Here is a 22,152-nt window from a genome sequence, read left to right on the forward strand (position 1 = left end):
GCCCGCCCTCCCCGGTGCCATGGCAGGGTCATGCCGCTTGGAAGGACACCCTGCCGATGACCCGCGCCCTGATGATCCAGGGGACCGGGTCCGATGTCGGCAAGTCGCTGCTGGTGGCGGGGCTTGCCCGCGCCTTCACCCGGCGCGGGCTGAGGGTGCGTCCGTTCAAGCCGCAGAACATGTCGAACAACGCTGCCGTCACCGCCGATGGCGGCGAGATCGGGCGCGCCCAGGCCCTCCAGGCTCGCGCCGCGCGGGTCGCGCCCTCCGTCCACATGAACCCGGTGCTGCTCAAGCCCCAGAGCGAGATCGGCGCGCAGGTGGTGGTGCAAGGGCGGATGATCGGCACGGCCCGGGCGCGGGATTATCAGGCCTGGAAGCCGCGCCTGATGGAATCCGTCCTCGATAGTTTCGAGCGCCTGCGCGCGGACTCCGACCTCGTGCTCGTGGAGGGCGCCGGCTCGCCGGCCGAGGTGAACCTGCGCAAGGGCGACATCGCCAATATGGGGTTTGCCCGCGCGACGAACACGCCCGTGGTGATCGTCGGCGACATCGACCGCGGCGGCGTCATCGCCAGCCTCGTCGGCACGCAGGCCGTGCTGGAGCCCGCCGACGCGGCGATGATCCGCGGCTTCATCGTCAACCGCTTCCGCGGCGACCCGACCCTGTTCGCCGACGGCATGGCCCTGATCGCCGAGCGGACTGGCTGGACGCCGTTCGGCCTCGTGCCGTTCTTCCCCGAGGCCGGTCGCCTGCCGCCGGAGGATGCGGTGGCGCTCGACGTAGCCGGCGCTGGCCGCGACGGATCGGTGCCGTTGATCGCGGTCCTGCGCTTCCCCCACATCGCCAATTTCGACGACCTCGACCCGCTGCGGCAGGAGCCCGGCGTCGCCGTCGCCTTCGTCCCCCCCGGCGAGCCGATCCCGGCCGAGGCCGACCTGATCGTCCTTCCGGGTTCGAAGACCACGATCGACGACCTCGATTTCCTGCGGGCGCAGGGCTGGGACATCGACATCCGCGCGCATCTGCGCCGCGGCCGGCGGGTGCTCGGCCTGTGCGGCGGCTATCAGATGCTCGGGCGCGCCATCGCCGATCCGCAGGGGATCGAGGGTGCGCCGCGCGCGCTCCCGGGCCTCGGCCTGCTCGATATCGAGACGGTGATGACGGCCGAGAAACGCCTCGTCGCCGTCACCGGCACGACGCTGGCCGATGACGAGCCCTTCTCCGGCTACGAGATGCATGTCGGCGACACGACCGGCCCGGACGCTGCCCGCCCCTTCCTGCGCTTCGCCGATGGCCGGGCTGACGGAGCGGTCTCGGCTGACGGGCTCGTGGCCGGCACCTATGTCCACGGCCTGTTCGCGAACGACCGACAGCGCGCGGCCTGGCTCGCCCGGCTCGGCGCGGCGCCGGGGCTGACCAACTACGAGGCCGGGATCGAGGCGGTGCTCGACCGATTCGCCGACCACCTCGAAGCGCATCTGGATTGCGACGGGCTGCTCCGCCTCTGCCGGCCTCTCTGAAGTCGCGCGCGAAAAGCGTTTCAACGGCCGAAGGTGAGCCAGAGCCCGGCGCCGGAGGCGCTCAGGGTGAACAGAAGCGCGCAGGCCGTGCGATAGAGCTTGAGCGCCCGCACGATGTCGTCGGGTGTGGCCTCGGCCCGCCCATCGCCCATCCAGGCGTCCTCGACGCGAGTCTCACCGTAGATGCGCGGGCCCGCGAGGCGCAGGCCCAGCGCACCCGCCATCGCCGCCTCGGGCCAGCCGGCATTGGGCGAGCGGTGGCGGCCGGCATCGCGCCGGATCGCCCGCCACGCGCCGGTGGCCGAGACGTCCCGGCTGAGCGCCGCCGACACGATCAGCAGCCCGGCGGTGAGCCGCGAGGCCGGCAGGTTGACGAGGTCGTCGAGCCGGGCCGAGGCCCAGCCATAGGCCTCGTAGCGCGGGGTGCGGTGGCCGACCATGCTGTCGGCGGTGTTGATCGCCTTGTAGAGCGCCCCGCCGGTGAGCCCGCCGGCACCGATCCAGAAGGCGGGGGCGACGATGCCGTCGGAGAAGTTTTCGGCCAAGCTCTCGATCGCCGCCCGGCAAACGGCCGCCTCGTCCAGGCTCTCCGGATTGCGGCCGACGATCATCGAGACCGCCGCCCGGCCGCCGCTCACTCCCTCCGTCCGCAGGGCGGCGGAGACGCGCCGAACATGGACGAACAGGCTGCGCTGCGCCGGCAGGCTCGCGGCGAGCAGCGCCAGGAGCACCAGACCGGCCCCGTGGCCGGCGAGCGCGGCGAGCGCGGTCAGGCCGAGGGAAAGAGCGGCGGTCACGGCAAGCAGCAGCCCCAGCCCCAGGATCCCGCCGAGCCGGCGCGCGGTGCCGCTGCCCCGGTTCAGACGCCGTTCCAGTGCGGCGATCAACCGGCCGATCCAGGTGACAGGGTGACCGAGCGCCCTGTACAGGCCGTCCGGATAGCCCGCCACGGCCTCGATCAGCAGGGCGAGCGCCAGGATGCCGAGAGCGTCGGGCGGATGGGTCAGGGCGATCCAGGGCATCGTCGGTCAGGGTCGGGATGGAAGGGCGCGGGGTGCGGGCGGACGGTTCGGAGGGCGCGATGGCCGATGGCGGGATCACCCATGACACCATCGTGCATGGAGGCGATCTCGACGCGGCCCGCCGGCTGTTTCCGGGCGCGCCCGAGCCGTGGATCGACCTCTCGACCGGCATCAACCCGGTGCCCTATCCGCTGCCGCCGCTCATAGCCAGTGCCTTGCACCGCCTGCCCTCCCCCGGCGACCTCGCCCGGCTCAAGGCTGCGGCGGCTGCGGCCTACGGCGCGCCGGGACCGGACCATGTCGCCGCCGCGCCCGGCACCCAGATCCTGATCGAAACCCTGCCGCGGCTCCTGCCGCGCTCCCGCGTCGCGGTGGTCGGTCCGACCTATGCCGAGCACGCCGCCGCCTGGACCCGCTCCGGCCACGCGGTGCGGATGGTGGCCGATCCGGCCGAGGCCGAGGGCGCCGAGGTTCTGGTCGCGGTGAGCCCCAACAATCCCGACGGGCGCGTGTTCTCGCCCGCCGCGCTGGCGCGCGCCGCCGGCGGCGGCCTCGTCGTCCTCGATCAAGCCTTCGCCGATCTGGAGCCCGTGGAGGCCGCGACACCGGGACCTGCCTTCGTGATCCTGCGCTCCTTCGGCAAGACCTACGGTCTCGCGGGGCTGCGGCTCGGTTTCGCGCTCGCCGAGCCGGCGCTGGCGCGTCGCCTCGAATCCGCGCTCGGCCCGTGGGCGGTCTCGGGTCCGGCCATCGCCGCGGGCTGCGCCGCGCTGCCCGACGCGGAATGGCGCCGCGAGGCTGCCGCCGCGCGGGGGCAGGATGCGGCGCGCCTCGACCGCATGATCGCCCGGGCCGGGGGACGGGTCGTCGGCGGCACGGCCCTGTTCCGCACGGCGGATTTCCCCGACGCACCGGGTCTCTACCGGGCGCTTGGCGAGGCCGGGATCTATGTGCGGCGCTTCCCCGGGGCGCCGGAGCGGCTGCGCTTCGGCCTGCCGCCCGACAAGGCGGCGTGGTGCCGTCTCTCGCGGGTGCTGCGGTAGGCTGCGGTCAGGCCGGCCTGGCCCTGCCGCCGAGCCAGGACACTGCGAGCGCGGCCAGCGCGAAGACGCCGCCGACGGCACAGACGCCGGGCCAGCCCGCGAGGAGGAAGGCCCGCGAGCCGAGGAAGGCGCCCGCCGCCCCGCCGATGAAGATGGCGGTGAACAGCACGGTGTTGATCCGCCCGCGGGCGCCGGGCGCGAGGGCGTAGGCGCGGGTCTGGTTGGCGATCAGCGCGCCGTTGATGCCGATATCGAGGAGCAGGACGCCGACGGCGATGGCGATGAGCGAGACCTGCCCGGCGAGCGCCAGCACCGCGAAGGCCGCCGCGACCAGGACGCTTCCGAGGATCACCACCGGGCGGGCGCCGCGCCGGTCGCTGTAGCGGCCGGAATACGGGGCGATCAGGGCGCCCGCGACCCCGATGACGCCGAACAGCCCCGCCCCCGCCGCAGTGAGGTCGAAGGGCGGAGCCTCGACGAGGAGCGCCAGGGTCGCCCAGAACGCGTTGAAGCTCGCGAACAGCAGCGCCTGCGACAGGCTGGCATTGCGTAAGATGGGCTGACTGCGCACCAGATGCAGCAGCGAGAGCATCAGGGCGCGATAGCGCAGGCGCTGCTTCGGCGCGCTGCGCGGCAGGGTGCGCCAGGCCACCCCGGCCATGGCGAGGGCGAGGCCTGCGGCGGCGAAGAACACCGCGCGCCAGCCATATTGCGCACCGACGAACCCGCTGGCGGTGCGGGCGAGCAGGATGCCGGACAGCAATCCGGTCATCACGCCGCCGACGATCCGCCCCCGGCTCGCATCGGGCGCGAGTTCGGCGGCGAAGGGCACCGCCTGCTGCGCGGCGCAGGCGAGCACGCCGATGACGAGGCTTGCGGCGGCAAGCACGGTCAGGTTGGGGCTGAGCGCCGCGGCCACCAGGGCGACGGCGAGCCCGAGCAACTGCCAGACGATCAGGTCGCGCCGCGGCAGGGCATCGCCCAGGGGCACGAGGAACAGGATGCCGAGGCCGTAGCCGACGAGGCTGGCCGTCGGTACCAGCAGCGCCGCCCGCTCGCCGAACTCTGCGACCAAGACCGCGAGCAGCGGCTGGTTGTAGTAGATGTTCGCGACCGCCCCACCTGCGATCAGCGTGAGCCCGATGCGCGTCGCCGGGGCAAGGGCGCGGTGGCCGCTGATATCGCCGCTCATGCCCGCGTAGCCCGGGGCTCGCAGGATCGGCACGGCGGGGCGCTGAGGGGCGGAATCGACGGCATGGATCGCCCCTTACGGCAGGCCGCGGCTCGGACGCCAGCCCCCGGCACGGCGGGTGCGGTCCGCAACTGTCGCGCGGCGGAGTGTCCACGGCCGTTCCCACGGCCGGCGGTAGCATGCGCGTCCAGGATCCCCATATGATGGTTTGCACGAAAAAAGGCACAGCCTTTGCAGCGGCTTGGCCGGACGGCCGTTGCGGATGCGCGTTTTCTGGCGCACATCTTCTGCGAGCGTCCGGCGGCCGCTTCAGGATAAGGAGTCGTGTATGCCGAACTACCGCGTCCAGTTTGCGAAGCAGATCCTCGGCGTTCCCTTTCCGGTTGGGTCCGTCGAAATCGCCCGCGCCCGCGATCCGGAGCGCGCCCTCCGGGCGGCGGAGATCCGATTCGCCCGGTCCCGCGGCGTGACCGATTGGCGCGAGCGGGCCGACACGGCGGATCTCGCCCCGCACGGGGAAGCGGAACTCTGAGCCCTGCCGGCCGTCGATGGCCGGCGGCCGAGGGGCACGTGGCCCGATCCGCACGTGGAAGCGTGTCGCCGGAATGCCGTGATCCCGGCTCGAGGCTGACGTGCCACGCGCCGCATCTCTGGCGCCGACGCGGCGCTGGCCCTAGGTTCGGGTAACGGCCGAGCCTCCCATGCGTCGGCCCGGTGGATCCAAGGGCTTGTTCGGTCATGGCGGCGATCTCGTTCCTCGGCGATCTCATCCAGACCATCAGCGACCGCGGCCGCGATCTCATCGGTCTCGCCCGCACCGATCTGGCGCGGACGGCAAGCGCGACGGATCTCGCTCGCCTCTGCGAGGATCTGATCTCCCGGCGCGGCGAGGCCTCCGGGGTGGCGCTGGCCCGGCTGATCCTCGATCGCTACGCCAGCTTCCCCGAGGGCGAGCGCCTCGCCTTCCTCGAACTCGTCGCGACCGAGTTCGGTGCCGACCACGACGCGGTCGATGCGGCGATCGCGGCCTACCGGGCCGAGCCGACTCGCGCCCGCCTCGGCCGGCTGCACGATGCGGCCGAGCCCCGCTCTCAGGAACTGATCCGCCGCCTCAACCTCGCCCGCGGCGGTACCCTGGCGCTGGTGCGGATGCGCGAGGACCTGTTCGCCCTGCGCAAGCACCTGAAGGACCGGGGCGCCGCCCCCGAGACGATCGACGCCGCGGTGAGCCTCGACAGCGATTTCGAGCACCTGTTCGCCTCGTGGTTCAACCGGGGCTTCTTGGTGCTGCGCCACATCGACTGGTCCACGCCGGCCCACATCCTCGAGAAGATCATCCGCTACGAGGCGGTCCACGAGATCGCCGATTGGGACGAACTGCGCCGCCGCATCGAGCCGACGGATCGGCGCTGCTTCGCCTTCTTCCACCCCGCCCTGCTCGACGAGCCGCTGATCTTCGTCGAGGTGGCGCTCACGAACGCCATCGCTCCGGCAATCCAGCCAATTCTCGCCGACGGGCGCCAGCCGGTGCCGGCACGGACCGCCACCACCGCGATCTTCTACTCGATCTCGAACTGCCAGAAGGGTCTGGCCGGCGTCACCTTCGGCAACTTCCTCATCAAGCAGGTCGTGGAGGATCTCGCCCGCGAAATCCCCTCGCTCAAGACCTTCGTCACCCTCTCGCCCGTGCCCGGCTTCCGCACCTGGCTCGACCGGGAGCGCGGCGCCGACGCGCCGCAGGGCCTGACGCGGGAGGACGTCGAGACCCTGCGCCTGCTCGAATCCGACGATTGGCGCAGCGACAAGGCCAAGTGCGAGGCCGTGCGGCGCGCCATGCTGCCGGCGGCGGCCGCCTACTTCCTGCGCGCCAAGAACGAGCGGGGCCGCCCACTCGACCCGGTCGCCCGCTTCCATCTCGGCAACGGCGCCCGGCTGGAGCGGATGAACTTCCTCGGCGACACCTCGAAGAAGGGCCTGAAGCAGTCCTACGGCCTGATGGTGAACTACCTCTACGACCTCTCGGCGATCGAGAAGAACCACGAGACCTACGTCAATCTCGGCACGGTCGCGACCTCCTCGGCGGTCAGCCGCGAGTTGCGTTCCAACCTGCCGCCGCCGCGGGCGGTGGTGCTGGCCGAGGCGGGTTGAGCCTCCGTTTCCAGCAGCTCGAATGCCGGTTTTTCGCTGCGGCGCGGGACCGATCCCGTCCTCGCACGTTCTCCTGTCCGACGCCCGCCCGAACTCTCAAGGTGGCGGGCTTGGGAAGAACAGGAGTTCCGCCATGGTTGATACGGATCGCATCGTCGGCACCGCGAAGGATCTCGGCGGACGGGCGCAGGGCACGATCGGCGATGCCGTCGGTTCTGACCGTGATTCGCTCGAAGGCCGCTACCGGGAGGCCGAGGGCCGGGCGCAGCGCCTCTACGGCCAGGCGAAGGATACCGTGCGCGATATCGCCGACGACGTCGGCGGCTACGCCGAGGACGCCTATGACCGCGTCAGCCGCCACGGCGGCACCTATCTGCGCGACGGACGCGAGCGGGTCGAGACGCAGGTCGGCGAGAACCCGTTCCTCGCCCTGCTGATCGCCGGCGCCGTCGGCTACGGCCTCGCCCTGCTGCTGCATTCGCGCCGCTGAGCGGAAGGGAGCGGAGCGCCGCGGGACCGCCGCGCTCCGCGCATCGCGGGTGGCGCTACTGCGCCGTCCAGCCGCCATCCATGGCGATGTTGGCGCCGGTGATCTGGCTGGCGCTGTCCGAGCTCAGGAACACGGCGAGCGCGGCGACCTGATCGACGGTGACGAATTCCTTGGTCGGCTGCGCCTTGAGCAGCACGTCCTCGATCACCTGCTCCTTGGTCATCCCGCGCGCCTTCATCGTGTCCGGGATCTGGTTCTCGACGAGGGGGGTCCAGACATAGCCGGGCGAGATGCAGTTCACGGTGATGCCGTGGGTGGCGAGTTCCAGCGCCGCGGTCTTGGTCAGTCCGACGATCCCGTGCTTGGCGGCGACATAGGCCGACTTGTAGGGCGAGGCGACCATCGAGTGCGCCGAGGCGGTGTTGATGACCCGGCCCCAGCCCTTCGCCTTCATGTGCGGCACGGCGGCGCGCAGGGTGTGGAAGGCCGAGGAGAGGTTCAGCGCGATGATCTGGTCCCACTTCTCGACCGGGAACTCCTCGATCGGCGCGACGTACTGCACGCCCGCATTGTTCACGAGGATGTCGACGCTGCCGAACGTCTCGACCGAGAGCGCGATCAGGCCACCGATCGCGTCGGACTTGGTGAGGTCGGCGGGCGAGTAGGCCGCCTTGACGCCGAACTCGCTCTCGATGGCGCTGCGGGTCCGCTCGATCTCCTCGGGCTTGCCGAAGCCGTTGAGGACGACGTTCGCGCCCTCCTTGGCAAAGCCCCGGGCGATGGCGAGGCCGATGCCGCTCGTCGATCCGGTGACGACGGCGGCTTTCCCTTTCAGGCTCATGAATTCCCTCCGGTTCGCGGGCCGCGCGGACCCTCTCGCCTCAGGGCTTGCCCCAACCCTGCCGCGAAGTCGATCTTGCTGCGCCGCACGCTCTGACGCAAAGCGGCGGTTGACACCCATGCCCGCTTCCCCGAACACCTCGCCCGGCCGCCGGGCCGGGCAAGGGATCGGCTGCCGAACAGGAAGTTGGACCGACGATCGATGGCGGTGATGCGCTCCTATCTCGACTTCGAGAAGCCCGTGGCGGAACTCGAAGCGAAGCTCGAGGAACTCAAGGCCCTGGGCCAGCGTGACGGCGCCGTCTCGATCAGCGAGGAGGTCGGGCGCCTCGAAGGCAAGGCCGCCCAGGCCCTCGCCGAGATCTACGCCGCCCTGACCCCGTGGCAGAAGACGCAGGTCGCCCGCCACCCGCAGCGGCCGCATTTCGTCGATTACTGCGCGGGCCTCATCGAAGAATTCACGCCGCTGGCCGGTGACCGCAGCTTCGGCGAGGACGAGGCGATCCTGGGTGGTTTCGGGCGCTTCCGCGGCCGCCCGGTCTGCGTGCTCGGCCAGGAGAAGGGGGCCACGACCGAGGCCCGGCTGCGGCACAATTTCGGGATGGCGCGGCCGGAGGGCTACCGCAAGGCCGTGCGCCTGATGGAGACCGCCGATCGCTTCGGCCTGCCGGTCCTCGCCTTCGTCGACACCGCCGGCGCCTTCCCCGGTATCGAAGCGGAGGAGCGCGGCCAGGCCGAGGCCATCGCCCGCTCGACGGAAGCCTGCCTCGCGCTCGGCGTCCCCAACGTCGCCCTCGTCATCGGCGAGGGCGGCTCGGGCGGCGCCATCGCGATCGCCACCGCCAACACCGTGCTGATGATGGAGCACGCGATCTACAGCGTGATCTCGCCGGAGGGGGCCGCCTCGATCCTGTGGCGCGACCAGGGCCGCGCCCACGACGCCGCCACCGCCATGAAGATCACCGCGCAGGATCTGCTGCGGCTCGGCATCATCGATGCCATCGTGCCGGAGGCCACCGGCGGCGCGCACCGCGACCGACAGGCGGCGCTCGACGCGGCCGGCGACGCCATCGCCCGCGCGCTGGCCGAGTTCGAGGGTCTCGGCCGCGACGAGATCCGCGACCGCCGCGCGCAAAAGTTCCTCGAGATCGGCCGGAAGCTGTGACGCGGGGCTTCGGCGCGGGCCTGCTCGACGGCCTGCGCCGCCTCGGCCGGCGCGACACCCGCGAGCCCGGCCCCGTCAATCACATCTCGCTCGGCAGCCACTGCCACACCGCGCAGATCCTGAAGGGGCTCGGCCTGCGTACGTGGTCGGCGCCCTTCGACTGGATCTTCTCCTCGCCGGGAATGGTGCGCGACTGTCTCGCCGACGATTTCTCGGCGCTGCTCGACCGGCGCCAGTACGAGAGCACGCCGCTCTCCGAGCGGCGGGTGCCCGACGAGACCCGCTGCCGCCACCTGCTCTATCGTGAACGCCACGCGATCCCGTTCGTGTTCAACCACCACGATCCGGCGACCAGCGACGAGGATTACCGCTTCCTCGCAGCCGGCGTGCGGCGGCTGCGTGCAGCGCTGGACCGGCCCGGCACCCGCAACCGCTTCTACCTGATGACGGCGCTCCCCACCGAGGCGGCGACGGTCGAGGCCATCCGCGACGCGCTGACGGCACGGGGCGCGGCGCGCGGTGCCGACAACCACCTGACGATGCTCCACCTGGATCAGAGCGAGCAGCGGGCCGCGACCGTCATCGCCCGCGAGCCGCATCTCGACTGGCTCAAGCTGGAGATTTGCTCGTCCTCGATCGGCCTGCGCTTCGCCGACCCGGCCGATGACGCCTTCGTGAAGGACCGGGTGCGGGAATGCGGACGATTTCCCGCGGAACCGTGACCGCCCTGCAACGCCTGTCCACAAAGTGGATGAATGGATTGCGGTAAGCTCCGGGTAAGCTTAGCGAGGCTATTGGGTTTGGGGAGTGACGTCCGCAAAAGGGCCGCCAGGTGCCCTGCGGGCGAGGACACGTAAGGACGGGTTCCCCATGGCTGTGCGTCCGTTTGTGGCGGCTGCTGCCGTTGCTCTGGCGATGACACTCGGTGCCTGCCAGGACAGTGCGATGCTGGGCGGCGCTTCGACCCGCAGCCTCACCCCGATTCCGCCTCAGACGCTCGCGCTCATGCAGACCAAGGGCATGAGCCAGTCGGACCCGATCCTGATCCGCGCCTTCAAGAAGGAAGCGGAGATGGAGGTGTGGAAGCGCGGCTCGAACGGCCAGTACGCGCTGCTGAAGACCTTCCCGATCTGCCGCTGGTCGGGCCAGCTCGGCCCCAAGCTCAAGCAGGGCGACCGGCAGGCGCCGGAGGGCTTCTATGCGATCACGCCGGGTCAGATGAACCCGAATTCCAGCTACTACCTGTCCTTCGACGTCGGCTACCCGAACGCGATCGACCGGGCCAAGGGCGGCACCGGCAACTACATCATGGTGCACGGCACCTGCTCGTCCTCGGGCTGCTTCGCGATGACCGACGCGTCGATGTCGGAGATCTACGCCATCGCCCGCGAGGCCTTCAACGGCGGTCAGCGCGCCTTCCAGTTCCAGTCCTACCCGTTCCGGATGACGGCTTCGAACATCGCCAAGTTCCGCAACGACCCCAATGCGCCGTTCTGGAAGAACCTCAAGGAGGGCTCGGACTATTTCGAGGCCCTCAAGGAGGAGCCGCGGGTCGCGGCCTGCGGCACGAAATACGTCTTCGGCGGCGCCGACGTCGCGGCGGGCAACTGCACCCCGCGGGTCGATCCGCTGGTCGCCGAGAAGCGCGACCGCGATGCCCACGAAGTGGCCGAGCTGATCGCCAAGGGCACGCCCGCCACCCGCGTCGTCTATGACGACGGCGGCCAGAATCCGGTCTTCCGCCCGCAGAAGCCCGAGGGGCCGACCTTCGCCAGCCTGATCGAGGATGACAAGGACAAGGGCAAGGAACTGGCCTACACCGCCAAGGAGTACGGCCGCTATCACCTCGGCGACGTCAGCCGGCCGGAGAGCCTCGCCCTGGGGCCGAACGAGTTCGAGGTCGATGCCAAGGGCAAGCCCGTCCTCGTCGCCGCGGCGCCTGCCGACGCGCCGGGCCCGACCAAGGCCGCGGCCGCCCGCAAGGAACAGGCGAAGCCGACGACGGTGGTCGCCGTGCAGGAGCCGGCCAAATCCGGTGACGGCAAGTCCGGTGACGGCAAGTCCGGCGCGGGCGCGGCCAAGCCGCACCGCATCGCCGTGGCCGACGCGGACGGCGACGTGAGCGCCTTCAGCAAGGTCCTGGGCAAGAAGCCGGGCAAGGACGACAAGCCGGGCAAGGACGAGAAGGCCACTGAGGCCGCCAAGCCGAAGCCCACGGGCAAGGATGCAGCGAAGGAGACGGCCTCCGCCGCGAAGCCGCACGCATCCGTGGCGACCACCGGTTCCCTTCGGAACTGAGGCACTTCAAGCGGGTCTGCCCCTAGGGCCAAGGGACAGGGCGGTCGCCGTCGCGCGATCGCCCTGAGCCGTGCGGACCCCATCGACAAAGCTCCGCACATCCTGTACAGCCCCGCCCAACTCACAACAGGATGCCGAAATCCTGACGCCCGGACCTCACCGGACGGGCGCTAACGGCCGGAGCTTTTCCAATGAACATCATCGAGCAGCTCGAGCGGGAAGAGATCGCCCGCCTCGCCAAGACCATTCCGGATTTCGAGCCGGGCGACACGGTCATCGTGAACGTCCGCGTCAAGGAAGGCGAGCGCACCCGCGTCCAGGCCTACGAGGGCGTCTGCATCGCCCGCAACGGCGGCGGCCTCAACGAGAGCTTCACCGTCCGCAAGATTTCCTACGGCGAGGGCGTGGAGCGTGTCTTCCCCGTGCACTCCCCGATGATCGATTCGATCAAGGTGGTCCGCCGCGGTAAGGTCCGTCGCGCCAAGCTGTACTACCTGCGCGACCGCCGCGGTAAGTCGGCCCGTATCGTCGAGCGCAACGACCGCCCGGCCAAGGCCGAGAAGGCGCCCGCCGCCGCCGAGTGATCCCGTCATGGAGCGGCTCTGCGGAGCCGCTTTTCGCCGTTGCGCCCGTCCCGAGATGCTCGGGGCGGGTTTTTTGTTTCTCGCGTTCATGCACATATGAGACGAGCCGGTGTGCGAGCCCGGCGCCTGATGCGTCACAGTCCGATGTCCGATCCAAAACCGATGCGGAAAGCGCGTGGGTCGCCGTTCCCGGACGACCTGACGGAGCGCGGCGTGCGCGCGTTTTTGGATCGGATCGGCGGCCATTATCCCATCCGCGAGGTCTTCCTCTTCGGAAGCCGGGCCCGGGGAACGCATCAAGCTGATAGCGATGCCGATCTTGCCATCGTGTTGGATGGTGATAGCGCCGACCGCAGCCGCGTTTCGGGTGAGATGGCGGAGATCGCCTTCGACATCCTGATGGAAACCGGTCTGCTCGTTCAGGCTCTGCCGCTTTGGGAGAGCGAGTGGCGGGACACCGAGCGGTTTCCGAACCCGCTTCTGATTGAGAGCATCCGACGCGACGGTGCTCGGCTGTGACGCACGCGACGGCTCTCGCCTTTATCGGCAAGGCAGAGCGAGCGCTAACGGCCGCTCGGATCCTCCTTAGAACCGAAGATACCGAAGGTGCTTGCAGCCGCGCCTATTATGCCATGTTCGATGCAGCCAGAGCCTCACTGATAGCGACCGGTCATCTTCACGAGGGGATGAACATCAAGACCCATGCGGGAGTAATCGCTGCCTTCGGCCAAGCGCTGGTGCAGACCGGTCAGATCGATGCCGCCTTCGGTCGCGCTTTCAATCGGCTTCAGGACGTACGCGTCCGCGCCGACTACATGGCTGGCTCACCCTCTGCCGAGGAGGCTGCATGGGCTGTCACACAGGCCGAGGCGTTCGTGGCGACGATGCGAGCCCAATTCTTTCGAGCCTGAGGCGCGCCCCTATCAAGAAGAGCGAGCCTCATGTTCGCATGCCGGTGATATGGCGCCTGACGGCGGTGCTGCGTGGCTGACCGCTCGCTACCCCCGCCGCAGCGCCTCCAGCACCTTGCCACCCGGCCGGCCCGTGGCCGGCATGCCGAGCTGGCGCTCGACGTCCTTGATCGCCTCGCGGGTCTTGGAGCCGACCTTGCCGTCCGGCTCGCCGACATCGTAGCCGCGGGCGATCAGGCGGCTCTGGAGGTCGCGGCGCTCGGCGCGCGACAGCGGCGGGTCGTCGGTCGGCCAGTCGGCCTGGACGCCGGGGCGCCCGCGCAGGCGGTCGGATAGGACGGCGATGGCCAGCCCGTAGGATTCGGCGGCGTTGTAGGAGTAGATCGCGTCGAAGTTCTTGGTGACGAGGAAGGCCGGGCCGTTGACGCCAGCCGGCACGAGGATACCGGCGGGCCCCTCCCCCGTCAGCGGCTTGCCGTCGACGCGGGTGACGCCGAGCGAGGCCCAGTGGCCGACGGCGTGCTTGTTCTTGCGGCCGGCGGCCCCGGCGTTGAAGCCGCGCGGCAGCCGCACCTCGTAGCCCCAGGGATGTCCGTTCGACCACTTGGCGACGCGCAGGAAGTTGGCGGTGGAGGCGACCGCGTCGGCCACCGAATCGACCACGTCGCGCCGTCCGTCGCCGTCGCCGTCCACCGCGAGGCGCTGGTAGGTCGTCGGCATGAACTGCGTCTGGCCGAAGGCGCCGGCCCAGGAGCCGGTCAGCCGCGAGGCCTCGATGTCGCCGCGCTCGATGATCTTGAGCGTCGCGATGAGCTCGGTGCGGAAGAACTCCCGGCGGCGGTGGCCGGAGCAGGCGAGCGTCGCCAGAGACTGCACCAGCGGCATCTTGCCGAGGTTCTTGCCGAAGTTCGACTCGACGCCCCACACCGCGGCGATGGTGTAGCGATCGACGCCGTAGCGGGCCTCGGCGTTGGCCAGCGCCTGGGCGTGCTGGCGCATGGCCGCGCGCCCGTCCTCGACCCGCTCGTCGTCGACCAGCGCCGACATGTAGTCCCAGATCGGCGTCTTGAACTCGGGCTGGGCCTGGGAGAGTTCGATCACCTTGTCGTCGTAGGCGATGTTGGCCGTCGCCGCCCGGAAGGTCTGGGCCGAGACACCGGCACTCGCGGCCTGCGCCTGGATGCCGGCGAGGCAGGACTGGAAATCGGCGCGGGCAGAGCCGGTGATGAGGCTGCCGGTCAGCGCAAGGCCGATGAGGCTGGCGCGGGTGGTTGGCGTCGGCATGGGTCGGCGCTCCGTCGAAGTTCGGGGATCTTCTTGCGCGATTCAGGCGATACGAGGGTTAATGAAGGATGACGACCGGGTGCGGCCGAGCGCGACACCGGGCGCGGCATTGACGATGCGGGCGTTCTCGTCTAGGCACCCGCTCGTGTACGGGGCTCCGGTTTGGGGCCCCGTCGCATTTCATGCGCACCCGTGGGCGGTAACAGCCGCCCTGTCGCCCTCGCCGCTCCGGCGAAGAGGGAGAGGAGGGCGCGTTCCTCAAAAAATTGTTCCAGAGGAACAGCGATGTCAAAACGCGTCCAGGCGAAGCACAAGCTCGATCGCCGCATGGGCCAGAACATCTGGGGCCGCCCGAAGAGCCCCGTGAACCGCCGCGAATACGGCCCCGGCCAGCACGGCCAGCGCCGCAAGGGCAAGATGAGCGACTTCGGCACGCAGCTGCGCGCCAAGCAGAAGCTCAAGGGCTACTACGGCAACATCACCGAGAAGCAGTTCCGCCGCTACTACGCCGAGGCGATCCGCCTGCGCGGTGACTCCGGCGAGAACCTGATCGGTCTGCTCGAGCGCCGCCTCGACGCCGTGGTGTACCGCTCGAAGTTCGTCGCGACCCCGTTCGCCGCGCGCCAGTTCGTCAACCACGGGCACATCAAGGTCAACGGCCGCCGGGTCAACATCCCGAGCTACCAGGTCAAGGCCGGCGACGTGATCGAGGTGAAGGAAGCCTCTCGCCAGCTCGAGATCGTGGTCGTGGCCTCGCAGCTCGCCGAGCGCGACGTGCCGGACTACATCGAGGTCGATCATCAGAAGATGTCCGCCCGCGTCACCCGGATCCCGGGCCTCTCCGAGGTGCCCTACCCGGTGCAGATGGAGCCGAACCTCGTCATCGAGTTCTACTCGCGCTGATCGGTTTCGAGATCTTTCTCAGAGATCAGAAGGGCCGCCCCTCGGGGCGGCCCTTTCTCGTTTGCGGCTCAAGCCGGAACGCCGCCCGCCAGCAGGCGGGTCAGTTCGGCCGCCGGCCGCTCCCGCGAGAGGCCGACCGCCTGCCCCGACCAGAGCGGCGAGAAATCGCCCGAGCCTCGCGCCTCGGCGGCCGTGCGCAGGGGCTGGAGCGCGACAGCGGCACCGGGGAAGGCCGGCGCGATCGCACTGATCGGCCCAAGTTCCCGCACCGCGCGGGTGAGCAGGCCGCGGGCCGGGCGGCCGGTCAGCACGTTGGTGAGCGCCGTGTCCTCGTCTCGCGCCGTGCTCAGGGCGGCGCGGTAGGGCGCAGAGAGGCCGGCCTCGGGGCAGCGCAGATAGGCGGTGCCGACCTGCACCGCGCTGGCGCCCAGCGCGAACGCCGCCGCCACGCCGCGGGCATCGCCGATGCCGCCCGCGGCGATCACCGGCACCGCCACCGCGTCGGCGATCTGCGGCACCAGGGCGATGGTGCCGACCTGTGAGGCGGCCGCCTCGGTGACGAACATGCCGCGATGGCCGCCGGCCTCCGCGCCCTGGGCGATCACCGCATCGACCCCGCGCTCGGCGAGCCAGCGCGCCTCGCGCACGGTGGTGGCCGAGGACAGGATCAGGCAGCCGGCCTCCCGCATCCGCCGCAGCAGCGGCTCCGCCGGCAGACCGAAATGGAAGCTGACGACGCGCGGGCGCAGCTCTTCCACCACCTCGGCCATCGCGGCGTCGAAGGGCGCGCGGTTGGCCATCGCCACCGGTGCCGTCGGATCGAGCCCGAACTCTGCGTAATAGGGTGCGAGGGCGTCCCGCCACGCCGCCTCGCGCGCCGGATCGGGGGCGGCCGGCTCGTGGCAGAAGAAGTTCAGGTTGAAGGGCGCCGCCGTCACGGCCCTGATCGCGCCCACCTCGGCGCGGATCTGATCGGGCGTGAGGGCGGCGCAGCCGAGGGAGCCGAGCCCGCCGGCCGCACTGACGGCAGCCGCGAGCGGCGCCTTCGGCCCGACCATCGGAGCCTGGATGATCGGATGCACGATCCCGATCCGCCGGACGAAACCCGTCTCACCTGTCATGGCTGTCTCCTCGCTCGCCCCGATGCCGGTGACGGAGCGGGCCGAACGGGGCGCGGTGCCGGATCCCGGTCAGCGGAGGGGTCGTTGCAGGGGTAGAGCGTTATGCCCCCGGCGCCGGATGCTCCACCGGAGCGGAAGCGGTCGTGCGCGCGGCCTCCTGCTTCAGGCGCTTGCGGTACTGCGCGGCGCCGAAGGGAAGGCCCACAAGATAGGCCAGGCTCACCGCCGCCATCGCCTCGAACGGGAAGCTGATTACGAGGCCGAAGCCGACCACGACGACGAGGAAGATCGGCACCACGAGGTCGCGCGGCACGCGCTTGCCCCAGGTCTTTCCGGAGAAGGTCGGCACGGTGGAGACGACGAGGAGCGCGATGGCCAGGACGTAGACGAGGATAACGGGCCGGCCCCAGGCGCTGAAATCGAGGCCGAGGAAGTGGAGGTAGAGCGGCAGCATCCCGGTGATGGCGCCCGCCGGCGCCGGCATGCCGACGAAGTAGTCCTTCTTCCATTCGGGGCGGTTGGGATCGTCGAGCATCGCGTTGAAGCGCGCGAGCCGCAGGCACATGGCGATGGCGAAGACGAGCGCCACGATCCAGCCGACGGATTTCAGGTTGTGCAGGGTGAAGCTGTAGAGGATCAGCGCCGGGGCGCAGCCGAAATTGACGAAGTCGGCGAGCGAATCGAGTTCGGCCCCGAACCGCGACGTGCCCTTGAGCAGGCGCGCCACGCGCCCATCGATCCCATCGAGCCCGGCCGCGACGATCACCGCGATCACCGCCGGCTCGAACCGGCCCTCGAAGGCGAGCCGGATCGCGGTCAGCCCGAGGCAGAGCGCGAGCAGGGTGATCATGTTCGGCGCGATCATCCGGAACGGCACCGGCCGGAACCGGCGCGGCCGATCGTTCGCGTCCGGCGCGAAGGGCGGGAAGAGATCGTCCATGTCGTCCCTCGACTCGTCTCTCGACGTGTCTGTCGGCTCATCGCTTCTCGGCATGTCGCCCTTCTGCAAAGAGATCAGATGCGGCGGAAGGCCCGCTCGGGGCCGCCGCCGAGATCGGCCAGCACGGTCTCGCCGGCCACGGCCTTCTGGCCGAGCCCGACCATCACGCGGGTGCCGACCGGCAGGTAGACATCGACCCGCGAGCCGAACCGGATCAGGCCGAACCGCTCTCCGACCTGCTTGCTGTCGCCCGCGGAGACGAACCCGACGATGCGGCGCGCCACCAGCCCGGCGATCTGCACCACGCCGATGCGCAGCGGCTGGCCGCGATGGGTCGTCTCCATGACGAGGCCGTTGCGCTCGTTGTCCTCGCTCGCCTTGTCGAGTTCGGCGTTGAGGAACAGGCCCGGCGTGTAGTGGATCTGGCCGATCTTGCCGGAGACCGGCACGCGGTTCACGTGGCAGTCGAACACGTTCATGAAGACGGAGATCCGCAGCATCGGCTCGTGCGAGAGGTCGAGTTCCGGCGGCGGCAGCACGGTGGAGATCAGGTTCACCCGCCCGTCGGCGGGTGAGACGACGAGACCGTCGCCCACCGGCACCACGCGCTCGGGATCGCGGAAGAAGTAGCAGACCCAGAGCGTGAGGATCAGGAAGATCCAGCCGAAGAACTGCGAGAAGTAGCCGAGCACCACGGTCAGCACGATGCCGATCAGGATGAAGGGGTAGCCCTCCTTGTGGATCGGCACGAGCGTCCGGCGGATCGTCTCGATGAGGTCGGTCATGGGCTCCCGTTGGACTCCGGCGGGGCGAATCTGCCCCCGCCGGATGGCAGGGGGGCGCGGTTCCGTCAACCGCGGGTTAGAGCGCTCTCCGCCGAACTGGAGGCCGGTTCGGCGCAAGAGAGCGCGTCAAACGAAGGCTGAGAGCCGCCTCCGATTGCGGCGCGATCGGACGCGGCTCTATTCCACCGGCTCCGGCCGGACGGCCTCGGCGAGGGAGCGCTCGTCCTCGGCGCGCTTGAGCGCTTCGCGGGCGGCATCCGCCTCGCGCTGGCGGTTCCACAAAGCGGCGTAGACTCCGCCGCGGGCGAGCAGGCCCGCATGGTCGCCGCGCTCGACGACGCGGCCCTGGTCGAGCACGAGGATCTCGTCGGCGTTGATCACCGTCGAGAGGCGATGGGCGATCACCAGCGTGGTGCGGCCCTGGCTGACCCGGTCGAGGGCCGCCTGGATCTCGCGCTCGGTGAAGGAATCGAGCGCCGAGGTCGCCTCGTCGAGGACGAGGATCGGCGGCCCCTTCAGGATGGTGCGGGCGATCGCCACCCGCTGCTTCTCGCCGCCCGAGAGCTTGAGGCCGCGCTCGCCCACCGGCGTGTCGTAACCCTCCGGCAGGCTCTCGATGAAGCGGTCGATCTGGGCGAGGCGGGCGGCCTCGCGCACCTCCGCCTCGCTGGCCTCCCAGCGGCCGTAGCGGATGTTGTAGCCGATGGTGTCGTTGAACAGCACCGTGTCCTGCGGGACCATGCCGATGGCCGCGCGCAGGGAATCCTGACGCACCGCCGCGATGTCCTGGCCGTCGATGGTGATGCGGCCGGACTGCGGCTCGTAGAAGCGGAACAGCAGCCGCGAGAGCGTCGATTTGCCAGCCCCGGAGGGACCGACGATGGCGACCGTGCGGCCCGCCGGGACCTCGAAGGAGACGCCGCGCAGGATCGGCCGGTCCGGATTGTAGGCGAAGCGCACATCCTCGAAGCGGACCGTGCCCGTCTCCACCTTGAGTGCGGGCGCGCCCGGGCGATCGGCGATCTCGGGATTGCGCTGGAGGATCAGGAACATGTCGTCGATGTCGATCAGCGCCTGTTTGATCTCGCGGTAGATCATCCCCATGAAGTTGAGCGGCATCGAGAGCTGCACCAGCATCGTGTTGACGAGCACGAAGCCGCCGATGGTGGTGCGCCCGGCCATGATGTCGCGGGCGGCGAGCCACATCACCGCGGTCATGCCGAGTGTGAAAATCACCGCCTGGCCGGCGTTCAGCACCGCGAGCGACACGTAGGTCTGGGTCGAGGCTTTCTCGTAGCGCTCCATCGACGCGTCGTAGCGGGCGGTCTCGCGCCGCTCGGCGCCGAAATACTTCACCGTCTCGAAGTTCAGCAGCGAGTCGACCGCCTTGGTGTTGGCCTCGGTGTCGGAGTTGTTCATCCGGCGGCGGATGCCGATGCGCCACTCGGTCGCCTTCCAGGTGAAGCCGAGATAGGCGGCGATCATCGTCGCCACGACCACCGAGTAGAGCCAGTCGAATTCGTAGGCGAGAATGCCGAGCACGAGCACCAGCTCGACGATGGTCGGCACAAGCGTCAGCACCATCAGGCGCGACAGTTCCTCGATGCCGGAGCGACCGCGCTCCAGCACGCGGGTCAGGCCGCCGGTCTTGCGCTCGAGGTGGAACCGGAGCGACAGCCGGTGCATGTGCTCGAAGGTCTGGAGCGCGAGCTTGCGCACGGCGTGCATCGCGACCTTGGCGAACAGCCCGTCGCGCACCTGCGTCAGTCCGGCCATGGCGATGCGCGACAGGCCGTAGAGGGCGATCAGGAGGAAGGGCGCGGAGACCAGCCCCGCCGGTACGGCGGCCGCGGCCTCCTTCTCGCCGATGGCCGCGACCAGCGCGTCGGTGGCCCATCCGAAGGTGAACGGCATCACCATCGTCGCCGCCTTGGCAACGAAGAGCAGGCCGAAGGCGATGAACACCCGCCGCTGGAGGTCGGCCCGGCCGTGGGGCCAGAGATAGGGCCAGAGCCGGCGATAGGTCGTCAGGAGACCGGGGCGTTCGAGGGGCGCGGGCGCGCCCTCCCCCGCCGGCACGGGTGCTTTTGCCATTGTGAGGTTCGGAAGGATCTTTCGGCGCGAGGCGGCCGTCGCGAGGCGCATATAGGCCCTCGCGCGGCTTCGCGCACCCTGTCCCCTTCCGCGGCGTCTGACGGTCCGGTCAGGTCCGGCGGTCCGAACCGCTCCTGGCCGAGGGCGTCGACGGCGTGCCCGGCGCGGATCCCTCCTTCGGCAGCACGAACATCTGACCCGGATAGATCCGGTTCGGGTCGCGGATCTGGTCCTGGTTGGCGTCGTAGATCACGGTGTAGCGATTGCCGCGGCCGTAGGTGCGCCGGCTGATCTGCCACAGGCTGTCGCCGCGGGTGATCCGGGCGGTGCTGACCTCCGGAACGAAGACGGTCCCGGCCTCGCCGGGCGCGGCACCGCCGCCCGGAGGGTTCGGCGGGAGCGCGGCGGTAGCCCTCCGATCCGCGCCCGGCGCCGCATCCGACGAGGCGGCCGGTGACGGCGTCCCGGACGCGGCGGGGCGATCCGCTCCGGAAGTCGCGGCATTCGCGTCGGGCGGGGGCGCCGCGAGGCTCGGTGCGCCGCGCGTCTCGGCCGGCTTGGTCTCCGCCGGTGCGGTCCTGGCCGCCATCTGCCCGGTGCGGCCCGCCTCGGACGGGCCCGGCGGGGTGGCGCGCGGCTCGGCCGCAGACCGATCCCTGGCCGTCCCGGCGGGCTTCGTCGCCTCACCCGATCCGGCTTTCCCGGCCGCGGCGTCGGCGTAGCGCGTCGGCGGCACGCTGTCGGGATAGGCGAAGGCGACCTCGGCGCGCGCCCTCACCTTGCCGGCCGCCGGATCGACGGAATCCACGCGGATGCGATAGGCGCCCGGCTTCACCCCGCGCCCGATCGTGAAGGCCACGCGGCCGTCGGCGCCGGATTGCCCCGAAGCCACCATGGTGTCGTTGAGGTAGAGGCGCAGGCTGCTCCACGCCGTCGCCTGACCGGTGACGTGCAGGCGCCCGCCCTCCTGCGCGTCCACGCTGACGATGCGGATCGCGCCCGCCTCACCCTTGCCGGCCGGCTTCTCCGCATCCCGGCCCGGCTTGGCCGCCGCCGGCCGGTTCCCCTCGCCCGGTGCGGGCGCGCCAGGCGTCCCGGCCATGGCGGTCGTCGGCGCCTTGCCGGCGGTGCCGGGCGCGTCGGGCTGGGACAGCACCCGGGTCGGCAGGTCGGGGGCAGTCAGGGCGATCAGCGGCTTGGCGTCCCGCTTCTCGGCGACCACGACGGTCACGCTCTCGCGTCCCGGCAGCGGCTTGCCGTCGGGTCCGGTGGCGCGCAGGGCGATCTCGCTCGTGCCCGGCGGCAGGTCCGGCGGCGTCAGGGCGAACTGACCGGCGGCGTCGGCCGTGGCGGTGGCGAAGGGCTTGCCGTCGCGCAGCAGGTCGATGCGGCTGTTCGGCGCCGCACGGCCGGCGATCACGCTCGCCCCGTCGGGCTCGACGCGCACGATGTCGAAGCTCGGCGTGCCGTCGTCCGCGCGCGGCTTCGCCTCGGGCGTGGACGGCGTAGCCTGTCCGGTTTCCCCTTGCGATAGGGCCTGGAGGGCGGCATGAGGAGAGTCCGTCGAGGGCGCCCCGCCTGCACGGTCGCCGGTCTCCGCCCCGGCCGAAGGCTTGTCTGGCGCGGCCGGTGTTTCGGCAGAAGGGTTGACCGCCGCGTTGCGCTTGAGAAGCTCCCCGGTCCCGAACAGCGCGACCACCATGGCGAAGCCGCCGAGCAGTCCCGCTGCCGCGAGGACGAGGCTACGCCGCACCTCAGCCGTCATGGCCGCCCACTCCTCCGCGCTCCGGGTCGCCGAGGGCGCGCTGA

At 70.6% G+C, this 22,152-nt stretch carries 21 protein-coding genes; 12 read left to right on the forward strand and 9 right to left on the reverse strand.

Annotated features, from left to right (window positions below; all coding sequences use genetic code 11):
* The first annotated feature begins 56 nt into the window (after positions 1-56).
* The gene (locus HNR51_RS05800) at positions 57-1,523 is read left to right on the forward strand and encodes a cobyric acid synthase (protein ID WP_182554275.1); all 1,467 of its coding nucleotides are present in this window, start codon (positions 57-59) and stop codon (positions 1,521-1,523) included.
* Between the two features lie 20 nt (positions 1,524-1,543).
* Here the strand turns inward: HNR51_RS05800 and cbiB are convergent, their stop codons facing one another.
* Positions 1,544-2,545: an adenosylcobinamide-phosphate synthase CbiB gene (gene cbiB / locus HNR51_RS05805; protein ID WP_182554276.1), complete on the reverse strand. Its 1,002-nt coding sequence runs from the start codon at positions 2,543-2,545 to the stop codon at positions 1,544-1,546.
* A 17-nt stretch (positions 2,546-2,562) separates the two neighbouring features.
* Between cbiB and cobD the strand changes: the two genes are divergently transcribed.
* Positions 2,563-3,588, forward strand: a complete 1,026-nt coding sequence (gene cobD / locus HNR51_RS05810; protein WP_373325202.1) for a threonine-phosphate decarboxylase CobD — start codon at positions 2,563-2,565, stop codon at positions 3,586-3,588.
* A 7-nt stretch (positions 3,589-3,595) separates the two neighbouring features.
* Here cobD and HNR51_RS05815 read toward each other — a convergent pair whose 3' ends face one another.
* On the reverse strand, positions 3,596-4,780 hold the full coding sequence (locus HNR51_RS05815; protein WP_182554278.1) for an MFS transporter: 1,185 nt from the start codon (positions 4,778-4,780) through the stop codon (positions 3,596-3,598).
* A 328-nt stretch (positions 4,781-5,108) separates the two neighbouring features.
* Between HNR51_RS05815 and HNR51_RS05820 the strand changes: the two genes are divergently transcribed.
* From HNR51_RS05820 to HNR51_RS05830, 3 genes are all read left to right on the forward strand, one after another.
* A complete protein-coding gene (locus HNR51_RS05820) occupies positions 5,109-5,312 on the forward strand; it encodes a hypothetical protein (protein WP_012456956.1) in 204 nt (67 codons plus the stop codon).
* A 206-nt stretch (positions 5,313-5,518) separates the two neighbouring features.
* Entirely contained in the window at positions 5,519-6,928 is a 1,410-nt protein-coding gene (locus tag HNR51_RS05825; protein ID WP_182554279.1) for a malonyl-CoA decarboxylase, read from the forward strand.
* Positions 6,929-7,061: 133 nt separating this feature from the next.
* On the forward strand, positions 7,062-7,418 hold the full coding sequence (locus tag HNR51_RS05830; RefSeq protein WP_152278880.1) for a CsbD family protein: 357 nt from the start codon (positions 7,062-7,064) through the stop codon (positions 7,416-7,418).
* Between the two features lie 55 nt (positions 7,419-7,473).
* Here the strand turns inward: HNR51_RS05830 and HNR51_RS05835 are convergent, their stop codons facing one another.
* Entirely contained in the window at positions 7,474-8,259 is a 786-nt protein-coding gene (locus HNR51_RS05835; protein WP_141954433.1) for a 3-hydroxybutyrate dehydrogenase, read from the reverse strand.
* Between the two features lie 210 nt (positions 8,260-8,469).
* On the opposite strand from HNR51_RS05835, the gene HNR51_RS05840 reads away from it, so the two are divergent.
* The 6 genes from HNR51_RS05840 to HNR51_RS05865 all read left to right on the forward strand — a co-directional run bounded on the left by HNR51_RS05840 (position 8,470) and on the right by HNR51_RS05865 (position 13,216).
* Complete coding sequence (locus HNR51_RS05840; protein ID WP_182554524.1) at positions 8,470-9,423, forward strand: acetyl-CoA carboxylase carboxyltransferase subunit alpha; 954 nt, start codon at positions 8,470-8,472, stop codon at positions 9,421-9,423.
* Complete coding sequence (locus tag HNR51_RS05845; protein WP_182554280.1) at positions 9,420-10,145, forward strand: DUF1796 family putative cysteine peptidase; 726 nt, start codon at positions 9,420-9,422, stop codon at positions 10,143-10,145. Before HNR51_RS05840 ends, HNR51_RS05845 begins: the two co-directional genes overlap by 4 nt.
* A 148-nt stretch (positions 10,146-10,293) precedes the next feature.
* Entirely contained in the window at positions 10,294-11,721 is a 1,428-nt protein-coding gene (locus tag HNR51_RS05850; RefSeq protein WP_182554281.1) for a L,D-transpeptidase family protein, read from the forward strand.
* 191 nt (positions 11,722-11,912) lie between these two features.
* The gene (rplS, locus tag HNR51_RS05855; RefSeq protein WP_012456963.1) at positions 11,913-12,305 is read left to right on the forward strand and encodes a 50S ribosomal protein L19; all 393 of its coding nucleotides are present in this window, start codon (positions 11,913-11,915) and stop codon (positions 12,303-12,305) included.
* Positions 12,306-12,434: 129 nt separating this feature from the next.
* A complete protein-coding gene (locus tag HNR51_RS05860; RefSeq protein WP_239681447.1) occupies positions 12,435-12,824 on the forward strand; it encodes a nucleotidyltransferase domain-containing protein in 390 nt (129 codons plus the stop codon).
* Positions 12,821-13,216, forward strand: a complete 396-nt coding sequence (locus HNR51_RS05865) for a HEPN domain-containing protein (protein ID WP_239681446.1) — start codon at positions 12,821-12,823, stop codon at positions 13,214-13,216. Before HNR51_RS05860 ends, HNR51_RS05865 begins: the two co-directional genes overlap by 4 nt.
* Positions 13,217-13,303: 87 nt before the next feature.
* Here HNR51_RS05865 and HNR51_RS05870 read toward each other — a convergent pair whose 3' ends face one another.
* Positions 13,304-14,500, reverse strand: coding sequence for a lytic murein transglycosylase (locus tag HNR51_RS05870; RefSeq protein ID WP_012456966.1), 1,197 nt, complete (start codon positions 14,498-14,500; stop codon positions 13,304-13,306).
* Positions 14,501-14,785: 285 nt separating this feature from the next.
* Between HNR51_RS05870 and rpsD the strand changes: the two genes are divergently transcribed.
* The gene (gene rpsD / locus HNR51_RS05875) at positions 14,786-15,403 is read left to right on the forward strand and encodes a 30S ribosomal protein S4 (protein ID WP_012456967.1); all 618 of its coding nucleotides are present in this window, start codon (positions 14,786-14,788) and stop codon (positions 15,401-15,403) included.
* Positions 15,404-15,471: 68 nt separating this feature from the next.
* Here the strand turns inward: rpsD and HNR51_RS05880 are convergent, their stop codons facing one another.
* The 5 genes from HNR51_RS05880 to HNR51_RS05900 form a co-directional block, all read right to left on the reverse strand.
* Complete coding sequence (locus HNR51_RS05880; RefSeq protein WP_182554282.1) at positions 15,472-16,524, reverse strand: NAD(P)H-dependent flavin oxidoreductase; 1,053 nt, start codon at positions 16,522-16,524, stop codon at positions 15,472-15,474.
* Between the two features lie 100 nt (positions 16,525-16,624).
* The gene (locus HNR51_RS05885) at positions 16,625-17,464 is read right to left on the reverse strand and encodes a CDP-alcohol phosphatidyltransferase family protein (RefSeq protein WP_012456969.1); all 840 of its coding nucleotides are present in this window, start codon (positions 17,462-17,464) and stop codon (positions 16,625-16,627) included.
* 74 nt (positions 17,465-17,538) lie between these two features.
* On the reverse strand, positions 17,539-18,249 hold the full coding sequence (locus tag HNR51_RS05890; RefSeq protein WP_012456970.1) for a phosphatidylserine decarboxylase: 711 nt from the start codon (positions 18,247-18,249) through the stop codon (positions 17,539-17,541).
* Between the two features lie 177 nt (positions 18,250-18,426).
* Positions 18,427-20,343 (reverse strand): ABCB family ABC transporter ATP-binding protein/permease, encoded by a 1,917-nt coding sequence (locus HNR51_RS05895; protein ID WP_182554283.1) that lies wholly within the window; start codon positions 20,341-20,343, stop codon positions 18,427-18,429.
* A gap of 109 nt (positions 20,344-20,452) precedes the next feature.
* A complete protein-coding gene (locus HNR51_RS05900; RefSeq protein ID WP_182554284.1) occupies positions 20,453-22,108 on the reverse strand; it encodes a LysM peptidoglycan-binding domain-containing protein in 1,656 nt (551 codons plus the stop codon).
* Positions 22,109-22,152: the final 44 nt, after the last annotated feature.

It is taken from the genome of Methylorubrum thiocyanatum, from assembly GCA_014138645.1.
In the GTDB taxonomy this organism is placed as follows: domain Bacteria; phylum Pseudomonadota; class Alphaproteobacteria; order Rhizobiales; family Beijerinckiaceae; genus Methylobacterium; species Methylobacterium thiocyanatum.